The sequence below is a fragment of the Coleofasciculus sp. C1-SOL-03 genome, from assembly GCF_040220555.1.
In the GTDB taxonomy this organism is placed as follows: Bacteria; Cyanobacteriota; Cyanobacteriia; order Cyanobacteriales; family Coleofasciculaceae; genus Coleofasciculus.
The window spans coordinates 31,112-52,927 of sequence record NZ_JAVJUO010000210.1; the positions used below are offsets into that span (position 1 = coordinate 31,112).

Below are 21,816 nucleotides of genomic sequence, written 5' to 3' on the forward strand. Positions count from 1 at the left end.
GATAAGGTAAACTTTTCACTGTTTGCCACGAGTGAGTTTCACGTCCGTGCTACACACTCACCAGCCTGTAAACTTTTGCAACAACTAGCGGTATTTTTGCATAAAAACCTGTCTTCCAGTCTGAGAGATTAAACGAGCGCTGCAAAAAGAGCAGTGGGTGATAACTGATGACGCGCTCAGGTTTAAGTTTGGTAATGTCAACTGTCGGGTTGATCTGGGTGCAGAGCGTATGCGATCGCCCGATTTGGTAGGTTGGGTTGAAGGATGAAACCCAACACTCATCACGGCTTCTCCACCTCAAACAAGAGTGCGATCGCCCAATCGAGTCATGAGACTGGGATGAAACTGGCTAGGTGCAACTGTTTTGAGAGCATAATAGGGGTAAGTGCCTTCAAGTGCCGTTTGAGGTACTGTTGTCAATGTCGGAAACCTCTCAGGTTTGAACGTTACCGTTATGGAAATTCAACGGGTTATCTTAAATAACATTGGGCTATTTGAAAACCTGGAAATTCCTTTAGCACCCACCGAGCAAAATCCCAGCAACATCACTGTCTTTGTGGGTAATAACGGCGCGGGTAAAACCTCTGTGCTGAAAGCCTTAGCAACCTCCCTGAGTTGGTTTACGGCTCGTTTACGTACAGAAAAGGGTAGTGGTAACCCTATCCCTGAAGATGCCATACTTAACACCGCCAACGCCGCCAGTATTGAAATAGACATTTGTGATGCTTCTGGGGTATCAGACAATCCTGATCAAAACGAGATCCAGCATCACTTCAAGTGGACTTTAGCAAAAAACAGAACAGGACGTAAAGCCCGGTACACTAGCCATCTCAACGACTGCACCCGTTTAGCCAATCGTTATCGTGATGCCCTTACCCGTGATCACAAAACTAGCCTGCCCATCATTGCGTTTTATCCTGTCGAGCGCGTCGTACTCGATATTCCCCTAAAAATCAGGACTAAACATACATTCTGGCAACTCGATGGTTATGATAACTCTTTAAGTCAGGGGGTTGACTTTCGCCGCTTTTTTGAGTGGTTTCGGGAACGAGAAGATACCGAAAATGAATCAGGAATGCCAGAAGATTTTCTGAACCAACTGAAACCACTATTGGAAACCAATCCAGACGCATGGCAACGATTAAACGAACTCAATGCCTCAGCCAAAGATCGGCAATTAACCGCAGTTCGCACCGCCATTCGCCGATTTATGCCCCAGATGGACAACCTGAGAGTCCATCGTAAACCCCGTCTCTACATGGCGATTGATAAAAACGGTGAAACCCTGAATGTAGCCCAACTTTCACAAGGCGAAAAATCTCTCATGGCTCTGGTTGGTGATATTGCTCGCCGTTTAGCCATGCTGAACCCTGCTCTGGAGAATCCTCTGGCAGGTGACGGTATCGTCTTGATTGATGAAGTCGATTTGCACCTGCATCCCTCTTGGCAACGCAGCCTGTGCGATCGCCTAATCGCAACGTTCCCAAATTGTCAGTTTGTGCTGACTACTCATTCACCTCTGGTGATCAGTGACTGTAAAAATGTTTTGGTTTACACTTTAACCAATGGTGAATTGCGACAATTGCCTTCTCAGTATGGGCAAGATGCTAATACTGTCTTATTAGATGTTATGGATACCAGCATCCGTAATCAGGAAATCGATGCTGAACTGAATGATCTGCTGGATGCTATACAAGATTCAAAGCTAACCGAGGCTCAACAACTCCTTGCCAAATTAACTGAGGAACTACCCGCCAATCATCTGGAATTGGTCAAAGCCAAATTACTGCTCCGTAAACAAGAATTGCGTCATGCGAACCATTCGTAAAGGGACTGAGCCCTCCAGTTTGACAGTTTGGAAACGAGCAAATTCTCACGGACGCTACAACCAGTTAACTGAAGATATTCGCCGAACTATTCGGCAATATGCTCTAGCCGAACAATTCTACCTTTGTGCCTATTGCTGCCAGCGCATCCAAGACATTGATGCTTGCCACAATGAGCATATAGAATCTCAAAAATTGAATCCTAGACGCACACTTGACTTTTCAAATATTGTCGCCAGTTGTAATACCTCTAATCAATGCGGTGATGCTCATAAATCCCAACACCTACCCCTAACTCCCCTGATGACGGAATGTGAAACAGAACTTCGCTTTAAAATTAGTGGTCGGGTAGAAGGGTTAAGCGAGCGGGCAATCGTCACGATTCAAGTCTTAAACTTGGGGGATCATGAAAAAAATAACCGTGCCTTGATCGAAAAACGCAAGCAATTGTCTAATGCCTTATTATGGACAAATGGTATAGACCCCGATGAAGGCTTAGAGGATGAAGAACTGTTAGAGATGTTAATCAGTGACCTATCACAACCCCAACAGGGTCAGATGGAACCTTTTACTCCAGTGGTCATTAATATCTTGCGAAGTTGGCTTCAATCTTGAAAGCAACTCTGTTCCAGTTGATGTTTTCCAAACGTTTTTTCAATACGAATTCACTCAATTTGCGGTACAACGGTATCAGGTCTTGATAATTGTGTATGATCCAGTTAATGAGGTGATAGTTCGATGGACAAGGTAGCTCAATATCGGGAGTACGTTCAAACGTTACTAAGCCAGTACGCCAAGGATGATGTTTCGGATGATGAAGTCGAAGTGCAACTTATCTTGGACACGGAGCGGGATCATTATCAAAGGATGAACGTGGGATGGCAACAGCTTAACCGAGTTTATCGTTGTATTGTCCATTTTGATATCAAAGACGGAAAAATTTGGCTTCAGCAGAATCTGACCGATCAGAATCCGGCTGAGGATTTGGTTGAAATGGGTGTCAAGAGAGAAGATATTGTGTTGGGTTTACAGCCTCCTTACAAACGGCAGTACACAGAGTATGGTGCTGCTTGAATAATGCCCATGCAGCCAATATGCGATCGCCCGTTCTTTTAGGCTGGGTTGAAGGATGAAACCCGACACTCATCACTGCTTCTTCACCTCAAACAAGAGTGTGATCGCCCAATCGAGTCATGTTTGGTTTCACGTTACCTACTGATTTACAAGCAAGGACTTGACAGACTCAACCCAACCTACAGCAAGGGGCGATCGCACTCGTTCCAATGCTTCGCCTTCGCGGAACATACCAAGGCGGAGCTTCCAGCAAGCAGCAAAGCCGCAGCGGATTGACCAAAGCTGCTTGGGTAGGATAAAAAGACCCCAGCAAGCGCTAACCCGAACCGTTAGCCCGCCTCATCTCTGGGTTAGGATGGTAGACTTAGGTTAACTGTTTGCTTGTTAACTCTGTGACTAGAAAGCCAATCTACTCAACTTTTCAGTATCCATCTGCAATCCCAGGTAGTCCCAATGCTTATTGGGTTGTAGGTCATCTAGGAATAATGTATTCTGAGTTACAGTGGTTGCTCTTTGATTTCTGCCGTATGCACCAAATTGTGTACAAAGAAATAGTGCATATTGAGGAAGGATTGACTCGCTTTACTCAGGAAAATAAGGGAGAACTTACATTAAGCTCAACGCTTGATTTGTCGGAAGAAGAGTATTACAAAGAACTACAGAAAACAAGAATTTTAGATTCAATTATTGCTAAGGATCAAGAAAATAAGCGTGTGATTGGTTTTATTGATCAGATGTGCGTTGTAGGTTTATGGGCGCTTGCAGAGCAATTTCTAGGGAAGATATACAGAACATATATTGCTGTTACAACCAGCGTTGATGCCGACACGGTCTCTTCACCCTCTGGATGGGATGACTTTAAGAAGAAGTATACAAGCATGGGTGTTGTCCTCTCTACGTGTGACAGCTTTCAGGATGCTAATGAATGCAGAGTGGTTAATAATGCCATTAAACATAATCCAACAGTTGGAAAGAAGTTGGAGGGATTTCCATACTTCGCCCCCTACAAGGGAGAAAAGCTGATGGAGGTTCCGTTAGATATGCAGCGTTATTTGAATGGAGTAAACAATTTTTTAGGAAGCCTAATGGAAAAGGTAGAGGCACAGTTAGATTGAAGTAATGCCTAACCATATGCTGTTATAGACGGCAGGCTAAACTGTAACTTTTTCAAACAATGGGCGTACAGCCATACTGGAACCTTTTGGGAAGTGCTGGGCGATCTTGATAAACTCGATCGACATTCTCATCTAAAAGATACTTCAGTGCCACTTGCTTTCCTCATTGCTTCTCTTTCTGCTCTCAGTTTCCGCAGTTTTTCAGAAACAGGTGGAGGATTGTGTTTTTGTTCCTCTCGCATCCTGCGACCATGCTCAATCCAATTAGCGAGGTAGGTACTGACTGCTTCTTTGTTGTGCAGATAGTATAGAATCGTAGCGTAGACTGGTTCTAAATCTAGGGTTAGATAACTCTGGGCAATTTCCTCTGGAGTGCGACACCGATGAATGAAATCGTATAAAACAGTTTCAATCCCTATTCTTGTGCCTTTTATCCGAATGTCATCAGGACTGAGGAAATCAAAATAATCTTCTAATTGCATTTTTCCAGGCTTATAGATTCATCGGGGATAATACTAGGATAGCGTTGGCGATGCCGAAGGCGGTTCGCGTAGCGACCATCAGTCTTATAAGAAGTTGCAGTCTAATGTAGAATTTGTCATGCTGAGCGAAGTCCTGAACGAAGCGAAGGAACAGTAGCGAAGCATCTATCCAGATTCTTCGCTTCGCTCAGAATGATATGATAGAACGCAACTCGGTATTAAACCTGGGAGATAACCTCAATAGAGCCTATCAAGTTTGTTTAGCTGCGGTAGATCCAGCAGGCTGAATAGCAGAGGAGGAAACAATATCGTTATTGGTGATAAACTTGAAGCAAGACACCAATTGCGATGGTAAGGTCAGTATGAACACAGAGTTCACTCAAATGTTTGAGTTAACCCTTTCGGAAAAACTACAATTGCTGGAAGATTTATGGGACAGCATTGCCCAAATTCCAGAGCAAATTCCTGTGCTTGATTGGCAAAAAGAAGAGCTAGCCAAGAGAAAGGCTACCTATTTGCAGAATCCTGGCTCAGGTAGTTCATGGGAAGCAGCTAAGGAGCGAATTTGCAACGGACAGTATGGTGCTTAGGAATCTGATCATTCTGCCAGAGGCGGAACTGGATGTAGCTCAATATTATGTTTAGTATGAAGAACAAGAATTTGGTTTGGGTGAAGAGTTTCTTCGTTGTGTCGATGCTTGCATTCAGTTTATCCGGCGCAATCCGGAAATGTATCAGGTGGTGCATGAAAGCTATCGAAGGGCTGTTGTTCGGCGCTTTCCCTATGTTGTTTTTTATGAACATTCAGACATCACAGTTATAGTTTATGCCGTTTTCCACTGCTCTCAAGACCCGAAGAAATGGCGTAGTCGGTTGTTGTAGGAGCAGCTATGCTGCCATAAGTTTTAGTCGGGATGGGCAAATGCTGTTGCAAAGCCGGGGACATTATTTAACCGGAGGATTACCAGGCTCTCCTACCATAAGAACAACTAATTCAGGATATTGCCGCAAAAGTTGAGTTTGATAAACTCGATCGACGTTCTCATCTAAAAGATACTTCAGTGCCACTTGCTTTCCTCATTGCTTCTCTTTCTGCTCTCAGTTTCCGCAGTTTTTCAGAAACAGGAGGAGGATTGTGTTTTTGTTCCTCTCGCATTCTGCGACCATGCTCAATCCAACGCTCGACTCATAGAACTGCGATCTCAGGGCAAACAACTATCTAACTACCGCCATACCATTCGTTCATACTGGAACATCAATATTCTGGGGCAAAGCAATCAGAGGTTTGATTCGTCCTATGTATCACATAGCCGATTTGGTAGACTTGAGGCATTAATTGGACTCAGTTGACCTATGATTATTGCAGTCGAGCAAGCAATTCAACAGAAGCCACTTAGCTTTGACGAGTTTCTCGCTCGTCATGGTGGCGATAACCGCTACGAACTGATCGATGGAGAGGTGTTCGATTTGGAACCAACAGGTTTACATGAAGAAGTTGTAGCTTTCATTAGCGCAAAGATCTGTGTCCAAATTGACGCAATAGGCTTACCTTGGTTTGTTTTCCAGCGGGGACTATTGCGCCCTTCTAACGTTGGTATGACAGCATTTCGACCTGACGTTGCAGTTGTTGATCGAGATGAACTCGTCAAAGAACCGCTTTGGTCTGAGCAATCAATCCTAACGCTAGGCACTTCGATTAAATTTGTGGCAGAAGTGGTTAGTAGCAACTGGCAAAATGATTATGCCCGTAAGGTCGAAGACTACGCAGTTTTGGGCATTTCCGAATATTGGATAGCAGACTATGCAGGATTAGGTGGTACTCGACATATTGGAAAGCCTAAACAACCCACTCTCTCTGTCTGTAGATTAGTGGATGGGGAGTATGAAATTCAGCCGTTTCGGGGCAATCAGACTATTGTCTCTCCAACCTTCCCAGATTTAAAACTAACGGCTGAACAGGTGTTGAAGGCTAGCAGGTAATATCAAAAGTTGGGTATAAGTCCGTCTTGAAACATTCCCTCGTGAAGCCAGAAGCTCTAGGTTCCGCTACGCTAAACCTGGAGTAGTTCACGCTTCTGTTATTTGATGTACAAATACCCTCGCACTCCTCATATCCAAGGTTCACGGCTCCAACCGGGGGATGAAGATTTGGATAACGTGCCTTTCAGCTCCATCACCTCTCAATATATAGTGGTCGAAGAAAAAGTAGATGGAGCCAATGCTGCCATCCGTTTTACTCCTGATGGGCAAATGCTGTTGCAAAGCCGGGGACATTATTTAACTGGAGGAGAGCGAGAAAAGCACTTTAACTTGTTCAAACAATGGGCGTACAGTCATACGGGAACGTTTTGGGAAGTGCTGGGCGATCGCTATATCCTCTATGGCGAATGGCTCTATGCCAAACACACCGTCTTTTACGACGCCTTACCCCATTATTTCTTAGAATTTGATGTGCTAGATATTGAACAGCAGCAGTTTCTCAGTACCCAACGGCGCAAGGAGTTACTCGCCGGATTACCCCTGGTTTCCGTACCCGTCCTGTTTTCCGGTGTATTAACGTCCCACAAGCAGCTAATGGGATTGCTGGGTCACTCGAATTTTATTGAGTCAGGACATTTAGAACGCTTCCGCCAAGCCTGTGAGGAACGGGGATTGGATGTGGAGCGAAGTCTCAAACAAACTGACCCCAGTCCCCTAATGGAAGGGTTGTATATTAAGGTCGAAGAGGAAACAGTTGTAACTGCTCGTTACAAGTACGTCCGTCCTAGTTTTTCAACCACCATCCTGCAATCGGATAGTCATTGGCTCAACCGCCCCATCGTCCCCAATCTCCTACGTCCTGGTGTTGATTTATTTCAGTTATAGCGCTACGCGCTAGGGAACAGGCAATAGGCAACAGGCAACAGTAAGCTGTGATTGGGTTTCCGGCTAAAGATGTGTCCTAACCTTAAGACAAATGGCACTGACTTAAGCTGGGTTCGTAGTAGGCACTTTAGTGCCAGAAGCGCTGAAGCGCTTACTACAAACTCTAAAGTCAGTGGCATTCACCTTAAGATGTAGTGTTATATGACTTCTTCTATTTCTCAATCCCTATCCTGGTCATTTCCCTGGTGTCCCACGCCTCCAGACTGGACGCTAGATTGGGCATCGCTTCAGGCTGAGTTTGACTGGCTTCAATCGCTTCAGGATTGCCCCCAAGACCCCCGCTACCATGCGGAAGGGGATGTTCTCACCCATACTCGCTTGGTTTGTGAGGCGTTAATTGGATTACCCGCTTGGCGGGAGTTACCAGCCATCGAGCGATCGCGTCTATTTGCGGCTGCCTTACTCCATGATGTGGCAAAACCTGCTGCGACTGAAATTGAAGCCGATGGCAGGATCACGTCTAAGGGTCATGTCCGCCAAGGGGCAAAAATGGCGCGGCAAATCCTCTGGTCGCTCAACGTACCCTTTCATCAACGGGAGGCGATTGTCTCGCTGGTGCAGCATGGTAGTCTTCCCCTCTGGTTTTGGGACAAACCCAACCCCCAACGCGCTGTGATTAAAGCCAGTCAAGTGATTCGCTGCGACCTGCTGGCACTGCTGGCAGAAGCGGATATTCGGGGTCGCCTGTGTGACGACCCGCTAGAACTGCTGGAGCGGGTTGAGTTCTTTCGGGAATATTGTCAAGAGAATACTTGCTTAGTTTATCTCCGACCATTCCCCTCAGATCATAGTCGATTTGTCTATTTCCAAAAAGACGATCGCGATCCTAACTATGCTGCTTTTGATGACACTCGCTTCGAGGTTGTCCTGATGTCAGGTTTACCGGGTGCTGGTAAAGACTCTTGGATTCAGGAGAACCTTCCCGATTGGACTGTCATCTCCCTAGATGAACTGCGACAAGCGATGAACATCTCTCCTACAGATAACCAAGGTGCTGTAGCAGAACGAGCAAGAGCGATCGCGAAAGACTACATGAGAGCCGAAAAATCCTTTGTTTGGAATGCGACAAATCTCTCTCGCCAACTGCGTTCGTCCTTAATTAATCTATTTTCTGCCTACCATGGACGAATTCGCATTGTCTACCTAGAAGTCGCTTGGGAAGAATTACTGCGGCGCAATCGTTCTCGCGCTGCCAAAGTGCCGGAAACAGTGATGCAACGGATGCGCGATCGCGTAGAGGTTCCAGATATTACTGAAGCTCATCGCGTAGAGTGGATTGTGGAGAGTTGAGTGCATAGGGGATCTGGAAAACCTCTCTCCAAACCTCTCTCCTGCAAGGAGAGAGGCTTTGAATTCTCCCATGGAACAAAAAGCGAAGCAACATCTGGTCTCCCCCATGGAACCAAAAGCGAAACAACATCTGGTCTCCCCCTTTTGAAGGGGGACGGAAGGGGGATCTAAAAGGGGGAACGAGAGGGACGAGAGGGGGCTGGGGGGTTAGGTTGAATGTCATTGACTGGTATGCTGGTGGGCAATGCCCACCCTACGGTATATCAAAGGTTTCGGCAATTCCCTAATGCTTATTTCAGTGTCATTAGTGTTAGGTTTGATATCGATTTGTCTAGATGGCGTGAAAAGCCAGATAGTAGCGAGGGGCAATTCATGAATTGCCCCTACAGTTAGCACTACTCTTGTCAAAGAAACGCCAGTTCTAAGACCTACATCTTACAACTCAAATCCCCAGCTTTTTGACTAAAGCGGAGATTTTCGCCGTAGTCTACAGGGCAATCAATCACCGTCGGCACATCTTGTTTTAAGGCTTCTTGCAGCGTGGGAATAAATTCCGCCACTGAATTCACCCGATAGCCTTTTAACCCCATACTTTCGGCAAACTTGACAAAATCAGGATTGCCAAATTTAATAAACGTCGAATCGCCAAATTGATTGTGTTGTTTCCACTCAATCAACCCATAGCCACCATCATTAAAAATTAAAGTGACAAAGTTTGTGCCGACTCGCAGGGCGGTTTCTAGTTCCTGACAATTCATCATAAAACCGCCATCACCCGTCACCGCGACGACATTCCGATCAGGATGAACTAATTTTGCCGCGATCGCTCCCGGCATGGCAATCCCCATCGCCGCAAATCCATTGGAGATAATACAGGTGTTGGGGCGATCGCAGTGGTAATGGCGTGCCATCCACATTTTATGGGCACCAACATCGGAAATAACAATATCTTCAGGTCCCATCACCTGACGTAAGTCATAGATGAGTTTTTGCGGCTTAACTGGAAACGCCTCATCATTGGCATATTGTTCATAATCCGCCCGAATATCGGAACGCAATTCCACCGCATGGGGTGTCGCCTTGCCTTCCCGATCGCCTTGTTTCATGATTTCATTCAGCGAATCGGAAATATCCCCAACCACTTCCACCAAAGGAATATAGCTGCTATCAATTTCAGCATGGGCAGCACCGATGTGAATAATCGGAATCTTGCCCTCTGGATTCCATTTCTTCGGTGAATATTCGATTAAATCGTAACCCACCGCAATCACTAAGTCCGTTTGATCAAAGGCACAGCTAACGTGATCACGCTGTTGTAATCCCATAGTCCATAGGGCTAGGGGATGGGTATAAGGAATCACGCCTTTGCCCATAAAACTGTTGATCACCGGGATATTCATCCGGGTGGCAAACTCGGTCAGGGCTTCAGCAGCATGGGCGCGAATTGCCCCATTTCCGACTAAGATTAAGGGATTCTTTGCCTTGGAAATGGCAACGGCAGCCTTGCCAATACTCCGGAATGAGGCATAGGTTTTTTCCCGTTCATCTTTATTCAGGGGTTCCCCTGAAACAGGCATGGCGGCGATATTTTCCGGCAGATCAATATGAACTGCACCGGGTTTCTCACTTTGCGCCAGTTTAAAGGCTTTACGGACAATTTCCGAGGTATTGCTGGGACGGACAATTTGCGTGTTCCACTTGGTTACGGGGGCAAACATTGCCACCAAGTCTAAGTATTGGTGAGATTCGATATGCATGCGATCGGTTCCCACCTGTCCCGTAATCGCGACCACTGGCGCACCATCTAGGTTAGCGTCAGCGACTCCCGTCATTAAGTTCGTTGCCCCTGGTCCTAATGTGGAAAGGCAGACGCCCGCCTTTCCAGTTAATCGTCCATACAAATCCGCCATAAACGCTGCCCCTTGTTCATGGCGGGTGGTGATGAATTGAATGGAGGAGTGCTTGAGTGCTTCTAACACATGCAAGTTCTCTTCTCCCGGCAATCCAAACACATATTCGACGCCTTCATTTTCCAGGCATCTGACTAGCATGTCGGCTGTATTCATTTCGCCCATCTCAATTTTCCCCTTAATTTTCTTTGGTTATCGTTTGATGGTTAGCGCGATGTCCTATTTCGTCGCAATTCGTGCCTGCTGTCATTTAAGCAGGACAAGTTAGAGGGGGCTAAAGCTAGGACTGGCTGTTAGCTATCCCCGGTAAAAATTCAAAGCTAAGGATCAAAATCCTATTGTTAAAATTCGGTTTTTTTAACAATAGCCTTTACGGTCGTGTTCCGTCCATAGTTCTTAACTATTTCACCCAAACGGTTTTAATGTTGACAAATTCGTGAATTCCTTGTACTCCTAATTCTCGTCCATAGCCGGAGCGCTTAATCCCGCCAAAGGGTAGACGGGGATCAGATTTAACTAATCCGTTGATAAAGACAGCGCCAGCTTCAATCTCGTCAATGAGTCGTTGGGCTTGGGTTTCGTCCGTTGTCCACGCACTCGCCCCTAAACCAAACGGAATCGCATTGGCTTTAGCAATTGCCGCGTTAATGTCAGGAATTCTAAACAATAACGCCACCGGTCCGAAAAATTCTTCGTTGTCAGCGGGGGTTCCTGGAGGAAAGTTCGCCAAGATGGTGGGGGGGTAAAAATTACCCGGACGATCTAAGGGTTTGCCCCCAATCATAACCTTAGCGCCTTTGGCGATACAAGCTTGCACCAGTTGATCTAACTCTTGGAGGATGCTAGGCGTTGCCAACGGACCAATATTGGTGGTTTCCTCCATTGGATCACCCACATTCAGGGCTTTAAATTTTTCAATCAAACGGTTTTCAAACTCATCCGCGATCGCATCGGCTACAATGAAGCGTTTAGCGGCGATGCAGGATTGACCATTATTCAGCATCCGGGCGGTAACAGCGGTGGTAACAGCAGCGTCTAAGTCGGCGCTTTCTAGGACAATAAATGGATCACTTCCACCGAGTTCCAGCACAGTTTTCTTCAGGTGTTTCCCAGCAGTAGCGGCTAAAGACGCGCCTGCGGGTTCGCTTCCGGTTAGGGTAGCGGCTTTAATCCGGGAGTCACTGACAATGGCTTCGACTTGAGACGCCCCAATTAATAAGGTTTGGAATGCCCCTTCCGGAAACCCTGCTTCCTTGATAATGTCCTCAATTGCCAAGGCGCATTGCGGCACATTCGAGGCGTGTTTCAGGATACCGACATTTCCCGCCATTAACGCGGGTGCAGCAAACCGAAACACTTGCCAGAACGGAAAATTCCACGGCATGACCGCTAGAATAATCCCTAAGGGCTGATAGCGGACAAAACTCTGGCTGGCATCCGTGTCAATGTGATGATCTGCCAAAAACGTCGCCGCGTTTTCAGCGTAGTAACGGCAAACCCAGGCACATTTCTGCACCTCCGCGATCGCACTTTTGATCGGTTTGCCCATTTCCAAGGTCATCAGTTGACCAAACTTGATCTTATCCCGTTCCAGAATATCCGCCGCCGCATTCAGCCAATTTGCCCGTTGCGCCATTGGCGTCTTCCGGTACGACTCAAACACCTGTTGTCCCAGGCTGAGTTTGGCTTCTATCGACTCATGATCTAGTGGCTCAAAGGTTTTGAGCGTTTCTCCCGTTGCTGGGTTAATTGTGGCGATCCCCATAGCCTTCCTCTTCGACTCCATTACTTTTGATGGAGTTAGCAGTTTCATTCTCAAGTCTACTGCGATGGTGTCTGGTAAAAGACAATACATTTACATTGCTTTACATTTTAGCATGGGTCGGCAGGTAGGGGTTTGGTTTCCAAACCCAGTTCCCAAACCTAGAATTTAGTTCCCATGTAGGGGTTTGGTTCCCAAACCCAGTTTCCCAACCCAGTTTTCCAACCCCTACCCCTAATCCAGTAAGCCATAATAGCAACTAAAGGTGATTGCTCAAATCAGAGATGGAACCCGTATCAATCATGCTTGGTGGATGGTTAGGCGAATTTGCCACCTTAAAGATTGCCGAAACATTACTCACTGGAGTTCGCAGTAAACTCAATCCTCAAGATTTAGACAAAGCCTTAAACGCGGCGACGAAAACAGCACAGGAACAACACCGACTATTATTATTCTATAGCTGTCCCCCCGCTTTTATCGGTCAGTTTTTAACCAAATTTTTTAAGGGGGCGGGATTAGCCGAGTTACAGAAACCCCTGAATAATCAAGGAACGCCAGATGTTGATTATTTAGTCGCTGCCTTTAAACAAGCGGCAAAACAGGATTCTAAGATGAACCAGATTAACGAATCTCTGGTTCAGCCGTGGATGGAGGTATTTGTTCGCACTTATTTTCAGCGAACGACGGAGTATTTAAGATTTCAGGTAGCGAAAGCTGATTATTGTGAGCAATTGATCAATTGGTTTGATGATGTTAAGTTTGCCGGGATTTCCGTTGCTGGACAAGAGATAGAAAAATCTGAACATCTTGCCCAAATTTTCGTTATGCCCGATGTCGTGGAAGAACGGCAAAAATGGGATAGTTTCTATTTCTCAGGACATGGCTCATTTGAGAATCGTCAACTGGATTTGCTCCGCGAACAAGGAAAACGAGTGGAGTTAGAAAACCGTGTAGGTAGACGGTTTAATGCACAACAATTGTTCGGTGGAGGACTGGAGTCTATACGTCAGAAAAAAGTTGTGCTGTTAGGTGCGCCCGGTTCGGGTAAAACTACGTTAATGAGTTATTTTGCTGTGATGCTGGCGCAGCAACATTATGTCTCCACTGATTCCGCTGTAGTTGACCATTTAGATCCCCCCCAGCCCCCCTTAAAAAGGGGGGAGATAGGAGAATTACACAATAGAGATAGTGGGAATAATGCATTAGGGTTAAATACCACTATAGATTGGCTGCCGATTTTAATTAAAATTCGCGACTTGGCTCGACAACCGGATATCAGTATTCTCGATTATGCGCGGCAGTTTGCTGAAGATACGATGGCAGTTAAACCTTTGCCAGAGGGATTTTTTAACTATTGGTTAGAAGATGGGCGGACGCTAATTTTATTAGATGGCTTGGATGAAGTTGCCGAAGAAGGCAAACGTTATCAGGTGGTGCGGCGAATTGAGAATTTTCTGGGGCAATATAACCAAAATCGCGCCATTATTACCTCTCGTCCGGCGGGATATAAGCGAGATTTCTTTAAAACCCAGGAGTTTCCTCACTATCAGTTACAACCTTTTAATGATGACCAGATTGAGGAATTTATTAACCGTTGGTATGATAGCCGCATTCCTGATAAAGCAGAAGCAGAGCGGCGTAAACATAGTTTAAGAACGGCATTGTCCAATAATCCCCGGATTCAATTACTGGCACGAAATCCGCTACTGTTAACGATTATTGCCCTAATTCACCGCTATCAAGCTCATTTACCGAAAGAACGGTACAAGCTGTATGATAAGGCAGTGGAAACGCTATTAACCTCCTGGGATGCTAATAAAGAACTGACGAATCAGACGGAATTAAAGTATCTAGAGTTGGATGATTTACGGCGGTTGATGGAAATCCTGGCATATTGGATTCATACCCAAGGTAGTAGCGGGGATAAAGAGGGTGGAACGTTAATTGAAAAGGATGATTTGATTGATCAGTTGAGTCGAGAGATTCAGACGCTGAAACAGATTCAACGCTATGAGGCAAAGAACGAGGCGGAGCGGTTTGTCAACTTTATTCGAGAACGCACAGGATTATTGAATGAACAAGGGCAAGATTATTATGCTTTTGTACATAAGACGTTTCAGGAATATTTGTGCGCTCAGGAGATTGATTATCAGGCAGATAATGAGGGAGATTTTGATATTATTCTCGATCATATTCGAGAGCATCTGCATGATCCGCATTGGCGAGAGGTTTTGTTGTTGTTGATTGCCCAGCAAAAGCCGAAGAAGGCGGCGAAAGCGATTCGGGCGATTTTGAATCATCAGAGTGAGTATGAGTCATGGCTGCATCGGGATTTATTCTGGGCTGGCACGTTGCTGACGGAAAATATTAAGGGGTTGAAGGGGGCTGATAAGGGTTTAGTTGAGGAGATTTTGACGGGATTCGTGGAGTTGGAGGTGAGTGATGAGGCGCGTGTGGGGGAAAGGGTTCGCGAGCAGGTTTATGAGATTTTTTGCCATTTGAATGAGACGGAGTTTGAAGCGCAAGCGCTGGAACTTTTGAAGGCAAGGGCGGAAATAATTGGTGAAGGGCGATTGCTGGAATATCGGGCTGCGTTGGGGGAACGGGAAGCGGTAATTGATATTTTGTTATCGCGTTTAGAAGATGAGAATTCTAGTGTGCGTACTATGGTTGCCTTGTTGGTGAGCAATTTGGGGCAGAATTCAGAAAAGGTAATTAATGCCCTGCTTTTGCGCTTAGATGATGAAAATGTTGGTGTACGTTTATTAGCTGCGTGTGCCTTGGGCATATTGGGGCAGAGTTCAGAAAAAGTAGTCAATGCACTGCTTTTGCACTTAGATGATGAAAATGCTGGTGTACGTTTATTGGCTGCCACTACTTTGGGCAAGGTGGGGCAGAGTTCAGAAAAAGTAGTCAATGCTTTGCTTTTGCGCTTAGATGATCACGATGCTGGTGTGCGTTTATTGGCTGCCGCTACTTTGGGCAAGGTGGGGCGCGGTTCAGAACAGGTAGTCAATACCCTGCTTTTGCGCTTAGATGATCACGATTCTAAGGTGCGTGAATCGGCTGCCGCTACTTTGGGCGAATTGGGGCAGAATTCAGAAAAGGTAGTCAACGCTCTACTTTTGCGCTTAGATGATCACGATTCTGACGTGCGTAAATCGGCTACCAATGCCTTGGGCAAGTTGGGACAGAATTCAGAAAAGGTAGTCAACGCTCTACTTTTGCGCTTAGATGATCACGATTCCAAAGTGCCTTTCTCGGCTGCCAATGCCTTGGGCAAGTTGGGACAGAATGTAGAAAAGGTAGTCAACGCTCTACTTTTGCGCTTAGATGATCACGATTCTGACGTGCGTGAATCGGCTGCTGAAGCTTTAGGTAAATTGGGCAAAAATAACCCTGATATTTTGCCACTTATCGTGCAATGGATTGAGCAGCATCAGGATTCAGACTATATCGGCTGTGGGATTGATGCGCTGTGGGATATGGTGGCAACCGATTAACAAGCAAGGTTCGTCACTTTGTCGTGGCGTGGCACACCTAATGTGATAGATTATTTTGCCCAGAAACCGTAGGGGCGCACCGACGTGCGCCCGTGTAAACTTAAGGCTGAAACCCTTACTTAATAAGAGATCCCCCCTAGCCCCCTTTTTGATCCCCCTTCCGTCCCCCTTCAAAAGGGGGAGACCAGATGTTGCTTCGCTTTTTGTGGCATGGGGGAACCCCTTCAAAAAGGGGAGACCAGATGTTGCTTCGCTTTTTGTGGCATGGGGGAACCAGAAATTAATCAAAGTCCCCCTTTTGAAGGGGGATTTAGGGGGATCTAAACTTTGAGCGCTAGTTATACAAAGTTTTAAGTTGACACCAATAACCAACGTGCGCCCGATTTAATCGTAATATCTACTCCATTTTGGTGGGTTACGGTGGATATCAATTTTAAGGGTTATTGGCTTAATTAAATACTGCCTAACTCACGATGGAGGCGTGACACAGCTAAAATTGTGGGAGAGATTGTACTTTTAGAATGGGCGCACGCCTAGCGCCCCTACAATGCAAATCCACAAATTAAGGTGTGCCCCGCCACTACGTCTGACGTGCGCCCAATTTAATCGTAAAATCTCTTCCATTTTGGTGGGTTACGGCGGATATCAAATTTAAGGGTTATTGGCTTAATTAAACACCGCCTAACCCACCCTACGGCGGGGTTAACGTTAATCTTCATTCAACACACATTATGATTACACATTATGATTAGTTGATTACAGCATAAATTGCATTTAATGATTATTTCCTCAATTGAATACCGCTTAACTCATCCTACGTAATCTTGCCTCAACATACTTTATGATTGGTGGGTTACGGCGGATATTGAATTTAAGGGTGATTGGCTTAATTAAACACCGCCTAACCCACCCTACGATGGGGTTTATGTTAATCGCGACTAATGACAAGTGGTTTATGAGAAAAATTTTGCAAAATTTTAAGACTATATTTCGCTTCACTTGTCAAGTTTTAAATTCTGTGATCAAATAGAAAGACGGCTTAGGGTTTCATTACCCTTTTACCCTGATGTGGGATGAAAACCGACAGTCCATTGCCGACAGTTCCCCGGAGGTTAACCCGCCTGCGATGTCTAACTCTAATTCCCATTCTCAACCCGTAACGGATGAATCAACCTTTAGCGATCGCAAGACGATGACGAATCAGGCGAATTCGGGAAATCATGATTGGTTGGCGCGTTTCCAGCACCATAGCAAACTATTGATGGCGTGGGTTGAACCGGGGAACTTCGCTCTGTATTATGCCAATCATGCTTTTTGCCGCTTAATCGGGATTGATGCTCCCACGGGGAACTTACAACACCAGGGTATTCACCTATTTGATTTATTTATAAACGTTGATGCTAAAACCCTCGAACAGTTATATCGGCGTCATTTACTGGCACTAATATTACGAGATGTATATAAAATTAATCATAGCCAATGGCGCTTTTTAGATGAACCTGTGATCGCGACTCTCGATAATTCCCCCGATTCCGAACCCCATTGTGTGCAATTTTGGCTGCGTTCTAAACATTTAACGGTTGAACGGATTAATCCAGACCTTAACGAATTTTCGGATATCGATTTCTGCCAACAACCGATTCGGCAAATTATCCTTAATCCCATCTGGGAACAACGTTTAAACCTGGAGAATTATCGGGTGAGGGGTCAGCTTTTGTGGGAAGGATTAGATGTTACCCACCAAGAAACCATTCGACAACTGATTAGCCTACTGGTTGAACGCGACTCCCTGTTGCGTTCCGGGAAGTTTCGCCTATTCAATCAAAAAATGCGATCGCTGTTTCGCGCTGATCAGATTCTGCTGTTGCGGGTGAAGCGCCAAGAGGTGAAACTGTTTACCAGTGAAAATAATCAACTGATTCAAACCCAAGTCTATACCTGGGATTCCCTACAAGGTTCCCATTTCCAAGCCGCCGCCCAAGCGAATCAGGTTTGGATTGTCGCCAATTTAGAGAGTCATTGTCAAACAGAGTTTGAGCAAGCCTTGTTCAACCAAGGTACTCGTTCCCTCTTGCTGATTCCCCTATCGGTTTCGGCGGCTGAAGCTGAAACCCCCAGCCAAAATTTAATGGGAATGGTGGGGTTAACCAGTGATCAGGCGGATCATTTCGATTCTCTAGATATCAACCATGCTTGCGCCTTAATCCCCGCCTTAACCGCCGCCCTGCGTCAAGCGGCTCAAAGTCAATTTAATCATATCCATCCTGCTGTAGAATGGCGGTTTCTGGAAGAAGCGGAACGCCGCAGTTGGGGACTTCCTCCAGAACCGATCGTGTTTACCGATGTTCATCCCATGTATGGGATTTCCGATATTCGGGGTTCGTCGAATGAACGCAATCGGGCAATCCAAGTCGATTTACTCAGCCAGTTTAATTTGGCAATGGCGATAGTGGATGCGGCGAACCAATCCCAACCGCTGCCCTTGTTGCAACAATTGCGCCTAGACTTGTCAGCTTATATTGAACGGTTAGATAAGGGAGTGACGGTGGATGAAGAGGTGACAGCGATTAAGTATTTAAGGAGTCATCTGGAAATTTATTTTGAATATTTCCAAAACTGTGGCGACACGGCGGTTGACGCGGTAAACGCCTACAAACAAGCATGCGACAATCCTCATGAGTGTATCTATACCGCCCGCGATCGCTATGATCGGATGATTTATGAGATTAACGAACAACTACGGCAAACCTGGGAACGGTGGCAAATGCGGATGCAGCAGATTATCCCCCACTACTGTGATCACGAACTCACCGATGGCATTGATCACATGATCTACGCGGGGGCTTCGATTAACTCGCAGTTTACTGTATTCCATCTCCACTGTCTGCGCTACGAACAGCTACGGGCAATCTGTGACTGTGCCAGGACTTGTTTTCAAATGCGCGATCGCTTTGACACTCCGTTACAAGTCACTCATCTGGTATTAGTCCAAGAAACCACGGTGGATATTTTCCACGACGAACAAACCGAAAAAATCTTCGATTTACGCAGTAGCACCCGTGACACCCGCTACGAAATCGTCAAAAAACGGATTGATAAAGCCCTAGACGCCACCACCCAAACTCGCATCACCCAACCGGGGATGTTGACTATCGTCTATTCCAGCCAAGCCGAATGGACAGAATATCAACAATACTTACGCTTCCTCGCCCGCGAAGGTTGGGTGGATTCCCATATCGAATCCAGCACGGTGGAAAAATTGCAAGGAATCACAGGACTCAAATTTGCCCGTGTCCGCATTCTGCCTGAATCTGAGCCATCTTCTCCAGAGGAATAGACAGTGTAGAGACGTGCCATGGCACGTCTAAGACATCGGTCAAGAAACCGGGTTTCTTTGGGTGAAAGCTTGATATTTCGTTGTCATCTTCACGAGAAACCCGGTTTCTCATAATACGACGCTCTATAAAGCTGGGCGGGTTTTGCACCAAGGTTATCGTCAACAGTGTCACAAAATTCCCTAAACCCGCCCCTACAACCATATTTGACTAGCGCCGCGAAAGATTTTTTCCCAATCCTCGCCCCCTTTGCTGTGATCTAGCTTAACTTGTCTTAGTGATCAGACAACTTGTCTGTTTCAGGCGGTTATGTTTCAAATCTATAACATTAAGATTTGTAAATAAAGCGATTCTGTAGTGAATGTTACAGAATTTTCTTGTTATAGTTATTTTGTAAGGAAAAATTCAGTGAAATATCACGCTTAGCAATCGGAGGATACACAAATGTCTACTCAAGAACAAGCTAGAGCCTTAATGATGCGTCATCATCATGCCGCCAAGAACAGGCAACAATCCATGCTCAATAGAGCAGCTAATGAAGTCGGTTTCGATGTTGATAACGTCAACTATTGGGATTTAATTCAAGGCAAACCCAATTCTGGTTTCCGTACCAGTTACGGGCGCAGCCGTGCTTCCCTCAGCTAAACAATGTTTTAAAGCTCTAAGAAGGAAAAACTCAATCAAATCTCACGCTTAGCAATCGGAGGATACACAAATGTCTACTCAAGAACAAGCCAGAGCATTAATGATGCGTCACCATCACGCTGTCAAGAACAGGCAACAATCCATGCTCAATCGAGCAGCTAATGAAGTCGGTTTCGATGTTGATAACGTCAGCCACTGGGATTCGATTCAAGGCAAACCCAATTCTAGTTTCCGGACTAGCTATGATCGCAGTCGCGCTTCTCTAAGCTAACGCTTCACTTCCTAAGATATGCAGCCTCTCAAGATAGAGATTTGCATAACTTAGCCGGACTTTTATCATAAAACTCTTTCGAGGTAACGAAATCTCACGGATCACTTGACCGTGAGATTTTTGGTGCTGGTGGGCAATGCCCACCCTACGGTATATTTCCACAAATGATTTAGCTGGCTTCTTTTCGGGAACGAGTATGACGAATGACAAATGACAACCCTACCGTGAGAAGAATCCGCCACTCAAGCGTTTAAGAGCAAAACCTGCCACCTCTGAATACTTCAATTCCCCGCATAAAATCTGGAGCATAATCAAAGTGGCTGAAGGTCGCTTCACGCCTACCTTATAGCCGATTTTTGGAAAACCATAGAAGGCACCCGCTAAACGTTTCGCCCAAACCATCTCGTTACCCCATTCGTCCTGAATCACTTGGGTATACTGGGTTAGGGCGTTGGTTTGACCGCCTAAAGCCGCATCAATTGCCTCCGCCGCTTTGACGCCACTAAAGATAGAGGGACGAATACCTTCAGCCGTAAACGGATCAGCCAAACAAGCGGTATCGCCAACCAACAGCGCGTTTTGCCCGTGTAACTTTTGGTTTCCATCCCACAGACACATGGGATGACTGTGAACTTGACAGAGTTTCGGATCAATATTGAGTTGCTGAATATACTTTGTGCCTATCTTTTGTAAATCCTGCTTGTCATTCCCCTTAAACGTCCCCACACTAACCGAATAGCTATCAGTTTTGGGAAAATTCCAGATGTAGCCATTTTTCACTTGCCCAAAGTCAAAATGGATCGTCGGGTCACTGCTTGTGGGGGCGGGATTGGGGGCTTCTAGCGTCACCGCCATCCGTTGGGGACGATCTTTAAAGCCTAACCATTTTGCCATAGACCCATTGGCACCATCCGCCGCAATCAGATACCGGGCTTCTAGAGGTTCATTAGTTGTGTTAACCTGCCAGCGATCGCCTTTAAATTCAATACCCGTGACAGTCGTTTGGTCTTGCAGTTGAGCGCCTTGCTCTTTTGCCTGTTCGATCAAAAACTGGTCGAAAACATCTCGCTGTACCATCCAGACGGGTTTTTGTTTTTTGAGACTGACTTCCACCGGATCATCCATTTGCCAGGTGTAGCGAACTCGGCTGACATTGAGTGCGATCGCAGGTGCAAGATCAAAATCAAACCACTGCTGCACGCTTGGGGACACACCACCACTACAGGGCTTGTATCGGGGTAAAGAATCTTTTTCTAGAATCAGTACCGAGCGCCCTCGCTTGGCGAGGTGATAGGCGGCGGTTCCCCCAGCAGGACCTGCCCCAACAATAATGCAGTCAAACATTAGGCTTTAAAGATTAAGAAACTCATGAGTGCGGCAAGGAGGTATTACTGTGATATTTAGTTTAAACCTCTGACATAGTTTACCAAGAAACTGGGGAATTGGTCATTGGTCATTGGTCATTCGTCAGGGAATAGGCAATAGGCAATAGGCAATAGGCAATAGGCAATAGGCAATAGGCAATAGGCAATAGGGAACAAGTAAGGTAGACTTTTGAGTGAACTTCCCCATCTCCCCGATCTCCCTCATCTCCCTCATCTCCCCCATCAGACTGGAGAAGCGGGCAAGATGCCCGCCCTACTGCTACAACTTTACCCCAATGGGATGTTGCTGCCAC

22 protein-coding genes are annotated in these 21,816 nt (G+C 46.0%); 15 read left to right on the plus strand and 7 right to left on the minus strand.

Annotated elements, in window-relative coordinates:
* The first annotated feature begins 139 nt into the window (after positions 1 to 139).
* Entirely contained in the window at positions 140 to 268 is a 129-nt protein-coding gene (locus tag RIE73_RS32185) for an element excision factor XisH family protein (protein WP_446395408.1), read from the plus strand.
* 29 nt (positions 269 to 297) lie between these two features.
* Here the strand turns inward: RIE73_RS32185 and RIE73_RS32190 are convergent, their stop codons facing one another.
* Positions 298 to 420 (minus strand): hypothetical protein, encoded by a 123-nt coding sequence (locus RIE73_RS32190; protein WP_446405045.1) that lies wholly within the window; start codon positions 418 to 420, stop codon positions 298 to 300.
* 34 nt (positions 421 to 454) lie between these two features.
* On the opposite strand from RIE73_RS32190, the gene RIE73_RS32195 reads away from it, so the two are divergent.
* The 5 genes from RIE73_RS32195 to RIE73_RS32215 all read left to right on the plus strand — a co-directional run bounded on the left by RIE73_RS32195 (position 455) and on the right by RIE73_RS32215 (position 4,015).
* A complete protein-coding gene (locus RIE73_RS32195) occupies positions 455 to 1,828 on the plus strand; it encodes an AAA family ATPase (RefSeq protein WP_446405046.1) in 1,374 nt (457 codons plus the stop codon).
* Complete coding sequence (locus tag RIE73_RS32200; protein ID WP_446405047.1) at positions 1,812 to 2,441, plus strand: TIGR02646 family protein; 630 nt, start codon at positions 1,812 to 1,814, stop codon at positions 2,439 to 2,441. Before RIE73_RS32195 ends, RIE73_RS32200 begins: the two co-directional genes overlap by 17 nt.
* Complete coding sequence (locus tag RIE73_RS32205; protein ID WP_446405048.1) at positions 2,356 to 2,577, plus strand: element excision factor XisH family protein; 222 nt, start codon at positions 2,356 to 2,358, stop codon at positions 2,575 to 2,577. The genes RIE73_RS32200 and RIE73_RS32205 overlap by 86 nt, the downstream gene beginning before the upstream one ends.
* Positions 2,565 to 2,900 carry a XisI protein gene (locus RIE73_RS32210; RefSeq protein WP_446405049.1) on the plus strand — a complete coding sequence of 112 codons (336 nt, stop codon included), beginning with the start codon at positions 2,565 to 2,567 and terminating at the stop codon, positions 2,898 to 2,900. Before RIE73_RS32205 ends, RIE73_RS32210 begins: the two co-directional genes overlap by 13 nt.
* Before the next feature lie 485 nt (positions 2,901 to 3,385).
* Entirely contained in the window at positions 3,386 to 4,015 is a 630-nt protein-coding gene (locus RIE73_RS32215; RefSeq protein ID WP_446405050.1) for a hypothetical protein, read from the plus strand.
* Between the two features lie 128 nt (positions 4,016 to 4,143).
* Here the strand turns inward: RIE73_RS32215 and RIE73_RS32220 are convergent, their stop codons facing one another.
* Positions 4,144 to 4,497, minus strand: a complete 354-nt coding sequence (locus RIE73_RS32220) for a DUF433 domain-containing protein (protein ID WP_446405051.1) — start codon at positions 4,495 to 4,497, stop codon at positions 4,144 to 4,146.
* A 362-nt stretch (positions 4,498 to 4,859) separates the two neighbouring features.
* Here RIE73_RS32220 and RIE73_RS32225 point away from each other — a divergent pair, with 362 nt between their 5' ends.
* A complete protein-coding gene (locus tag RIE73_RS32225; RefSeq protein ID WP_446405052.1) occupies positions 4,860 to 5,087 on the plus strand; it encodes an addiction module protein in 228 nt (75 codons plus the stop codon).
* A gap of 76 nt (positions 5,088 to 5,163) precedes the next feature.
* Positions 5,164 to 5,379 (plus strand): type II toxin-antitoxin system RelE/ParE family toxin, encoded by a 216-nt coding sequence (locus RIE73_RS32230; RefSeq protein ID WP_446405053.1) that lies wholly within the window; start codon positions 5,164 to 5,166, stop codon positions 5,377 to 5,379.
* Between the two features lie 63 nt (positions 5,380 to 5,442).
* Here the strand turns inward: RIE73_RS32230 and RIE73_RS32235 are convergent, their stop codons facing one another.
* On the minus strand, positions 5,443 to 5,565 hold the full coding sequence (locus RIE73_RS32235; protein ID WP_446405054.1) for a hypothetical protein: 123 nt from the start codon (positions 5,563 to 5,565) through the stop codon (positions 5,443 to 5,445).
* A 285-nt stretch (positions 5,566 to 5,850) separates the two neighbouring features.
* On the opposite strand from RIE73_RS32235, the gene RIE73_RS32240 reads away from it, so the two are divergent.
* The 3 genes from RIE73_RS32240 to RIE73_RS32250 all read left to right on the plus strand — a co-directional run bounded on the left by RIE73_RS32240 (position 5,851) and on the right by RIE73_RS32250 (position 8,712).
* Positions 5,851 to 6,477: a Uma2 family endonuclease gene (locus tag RIE73_RS32240; RefSeq protein WP_446405055.1), complete on the plus strand. Its 627-nt coding sequence runs from the start codon at positions 5,851 to 5,853 to the stop codon at positions 6,475 to 6,477.
* 105 nt (positions 6,478 to 6,582) lie between these two features.
* Entirely contained in the window at positions 6,583 to 7,362 is a 780-nt protein-coding gene (locus RIE73_RS32245; RefSeq protein ID WP_446405056.1) for an RNA ligase family protein, read from the plus strand.
* A 201-nt stretch (positions 7,363 to 7,563) separates the two neighbouring features.
* Positions 7,564 to 8,712 carry an AAA family ATPase gene (locus tag RIE73_RS32250; protein ID WP_446405057.1) on the plus strand — a complete coding sequence of 383 codons (1,149 nt, stop codon included), beginning with the start codon at positions 7,564 to 7,566 and terminating at the stop codon, positions 8,710 to 8,712.
* 428 nt (positions 8,713 to 9,140) lie between these two features.
* Here the strand turns inward: RIE73_RS32250 and RIE73_RS32255 are convergent, their stop codons facing one another.
* Both RIE73_RS32255 and RIE73_RS32260 read right to left on the minus strand, forming a co-directional pair.
* The gene (locus RIE73_RS32255) at positions 9,141 to 10,787 is read right to left on the minus strand and encodes an acetolactate synthase large subunit (protein WP_446405058.1); all 1,647 of its coding nucleotides are present in this window, start codon (positions 10,785 to 10,787) and stop codon (positions 9,141 to 9,143) included.
* A 235-nt stretch (positions 10,788 to 11,022) separates the two neighbouring features.
* Positions 11,023 to 12,387 carry an NAD-dependent succinate-semialdehyde dehydrogenase gene (locus tag RIE73_RS32260; protein ID WP_446405059.1) on the minus strand — a complete coding sequence of 455 codons (1,365 nt, stop codon included), beginning with the start codon at positions 12,385 to 12,387 and terminating at the stop codon, positions 11,023 to 11,025.
* 281 nt (positions 12,388 to 12,668) lie between these two features.
* Here RIE73_RS32260 and RIE73_RS32265 point away from each other — a divergent pair, with 281 nt between their 5' ends.
* The 4 genes from RIE73_RS32265 (at position 12,669) to RIE73_RS32280 (ending at position 20,138) form a co-directional block, all read left to right on the plus strand.
* Positions 12,669 to 15,887, plus strand: coding sequence for a sister chromatid cohesion protein PDS5 (locus RIE73_RS32265; RefSeq protein WP_446405060.1), 3,219 nt, complete (start codon positions 12,669 to 12,671; stop codon positions 15,885 to 15,887).
* Positions 15,888 to 17,013: 1,126 nt separating this feature from the next.
* Positions 17,014 to 19,224, plus strand: a complete 2,211-nt coding sequence (locus RIE73_RS32270; protein WP_446405061.1) for a GAF domain-containing protein — start codon at positions 17,014 to 17,016, stop codon at positions 19,222 to 19,224.
* Positions 19,225 to 19,666: 442 nt separating this feature from the next.
* Positions 19,667 to 19,867 (plus strand): hypothetical protein, encoded by a 201-nt coding sequence (locus tag RIE73_RS32275; protein ID WP_446405062.1) that lies wholly within the window; start codon positions 19,667 to 19,669, stop codon positions 19,865 to 19,867.
* A 70-nt stretch (positions 19,868 to 19,937) separates the two neighbouring features.
* Entirely contained in the window at positions 19,938 to 20,138 is a 201-nt protein-coding gene (locus RIE73_RS32280; RefSeq protein WP_446405063.1) for a hypothetical protein, read from the plus strand.
* Positions 20,139 to 20,357: 219 nt separating this feature from the next.
* Here RIE73_RS32280 and RIE73_RS32285 read toward each other — a convergent pair whose 3' ends face one another.
* Both RIE73_RS32285 and RIE73_RS32290 read right to left on the minus strand, forming a co-directional pair.
* Entirely contained in the window at positions 20,358 to 21,482 is a 1,125-nt protein-coding gene (locus RIE73_RS32285) for a geranylgeranyl reductase family protein (protein WP_446405064.1), read from the minus strand.
* A gap of 109 nt (positions 21,483 to 21,591) precedes the next feature.
* The gene (locus RIE73_RS32290; protein WP_446405065.1) at positions 21,592 to 21,816 is read right to left on the minus strand and encodes a hypothetical protein; all 225 of its coding nucleotides are present in this window, start codon (positions 21,814 to 21,816) and stop codon (positions 21,592 to 21,594) included.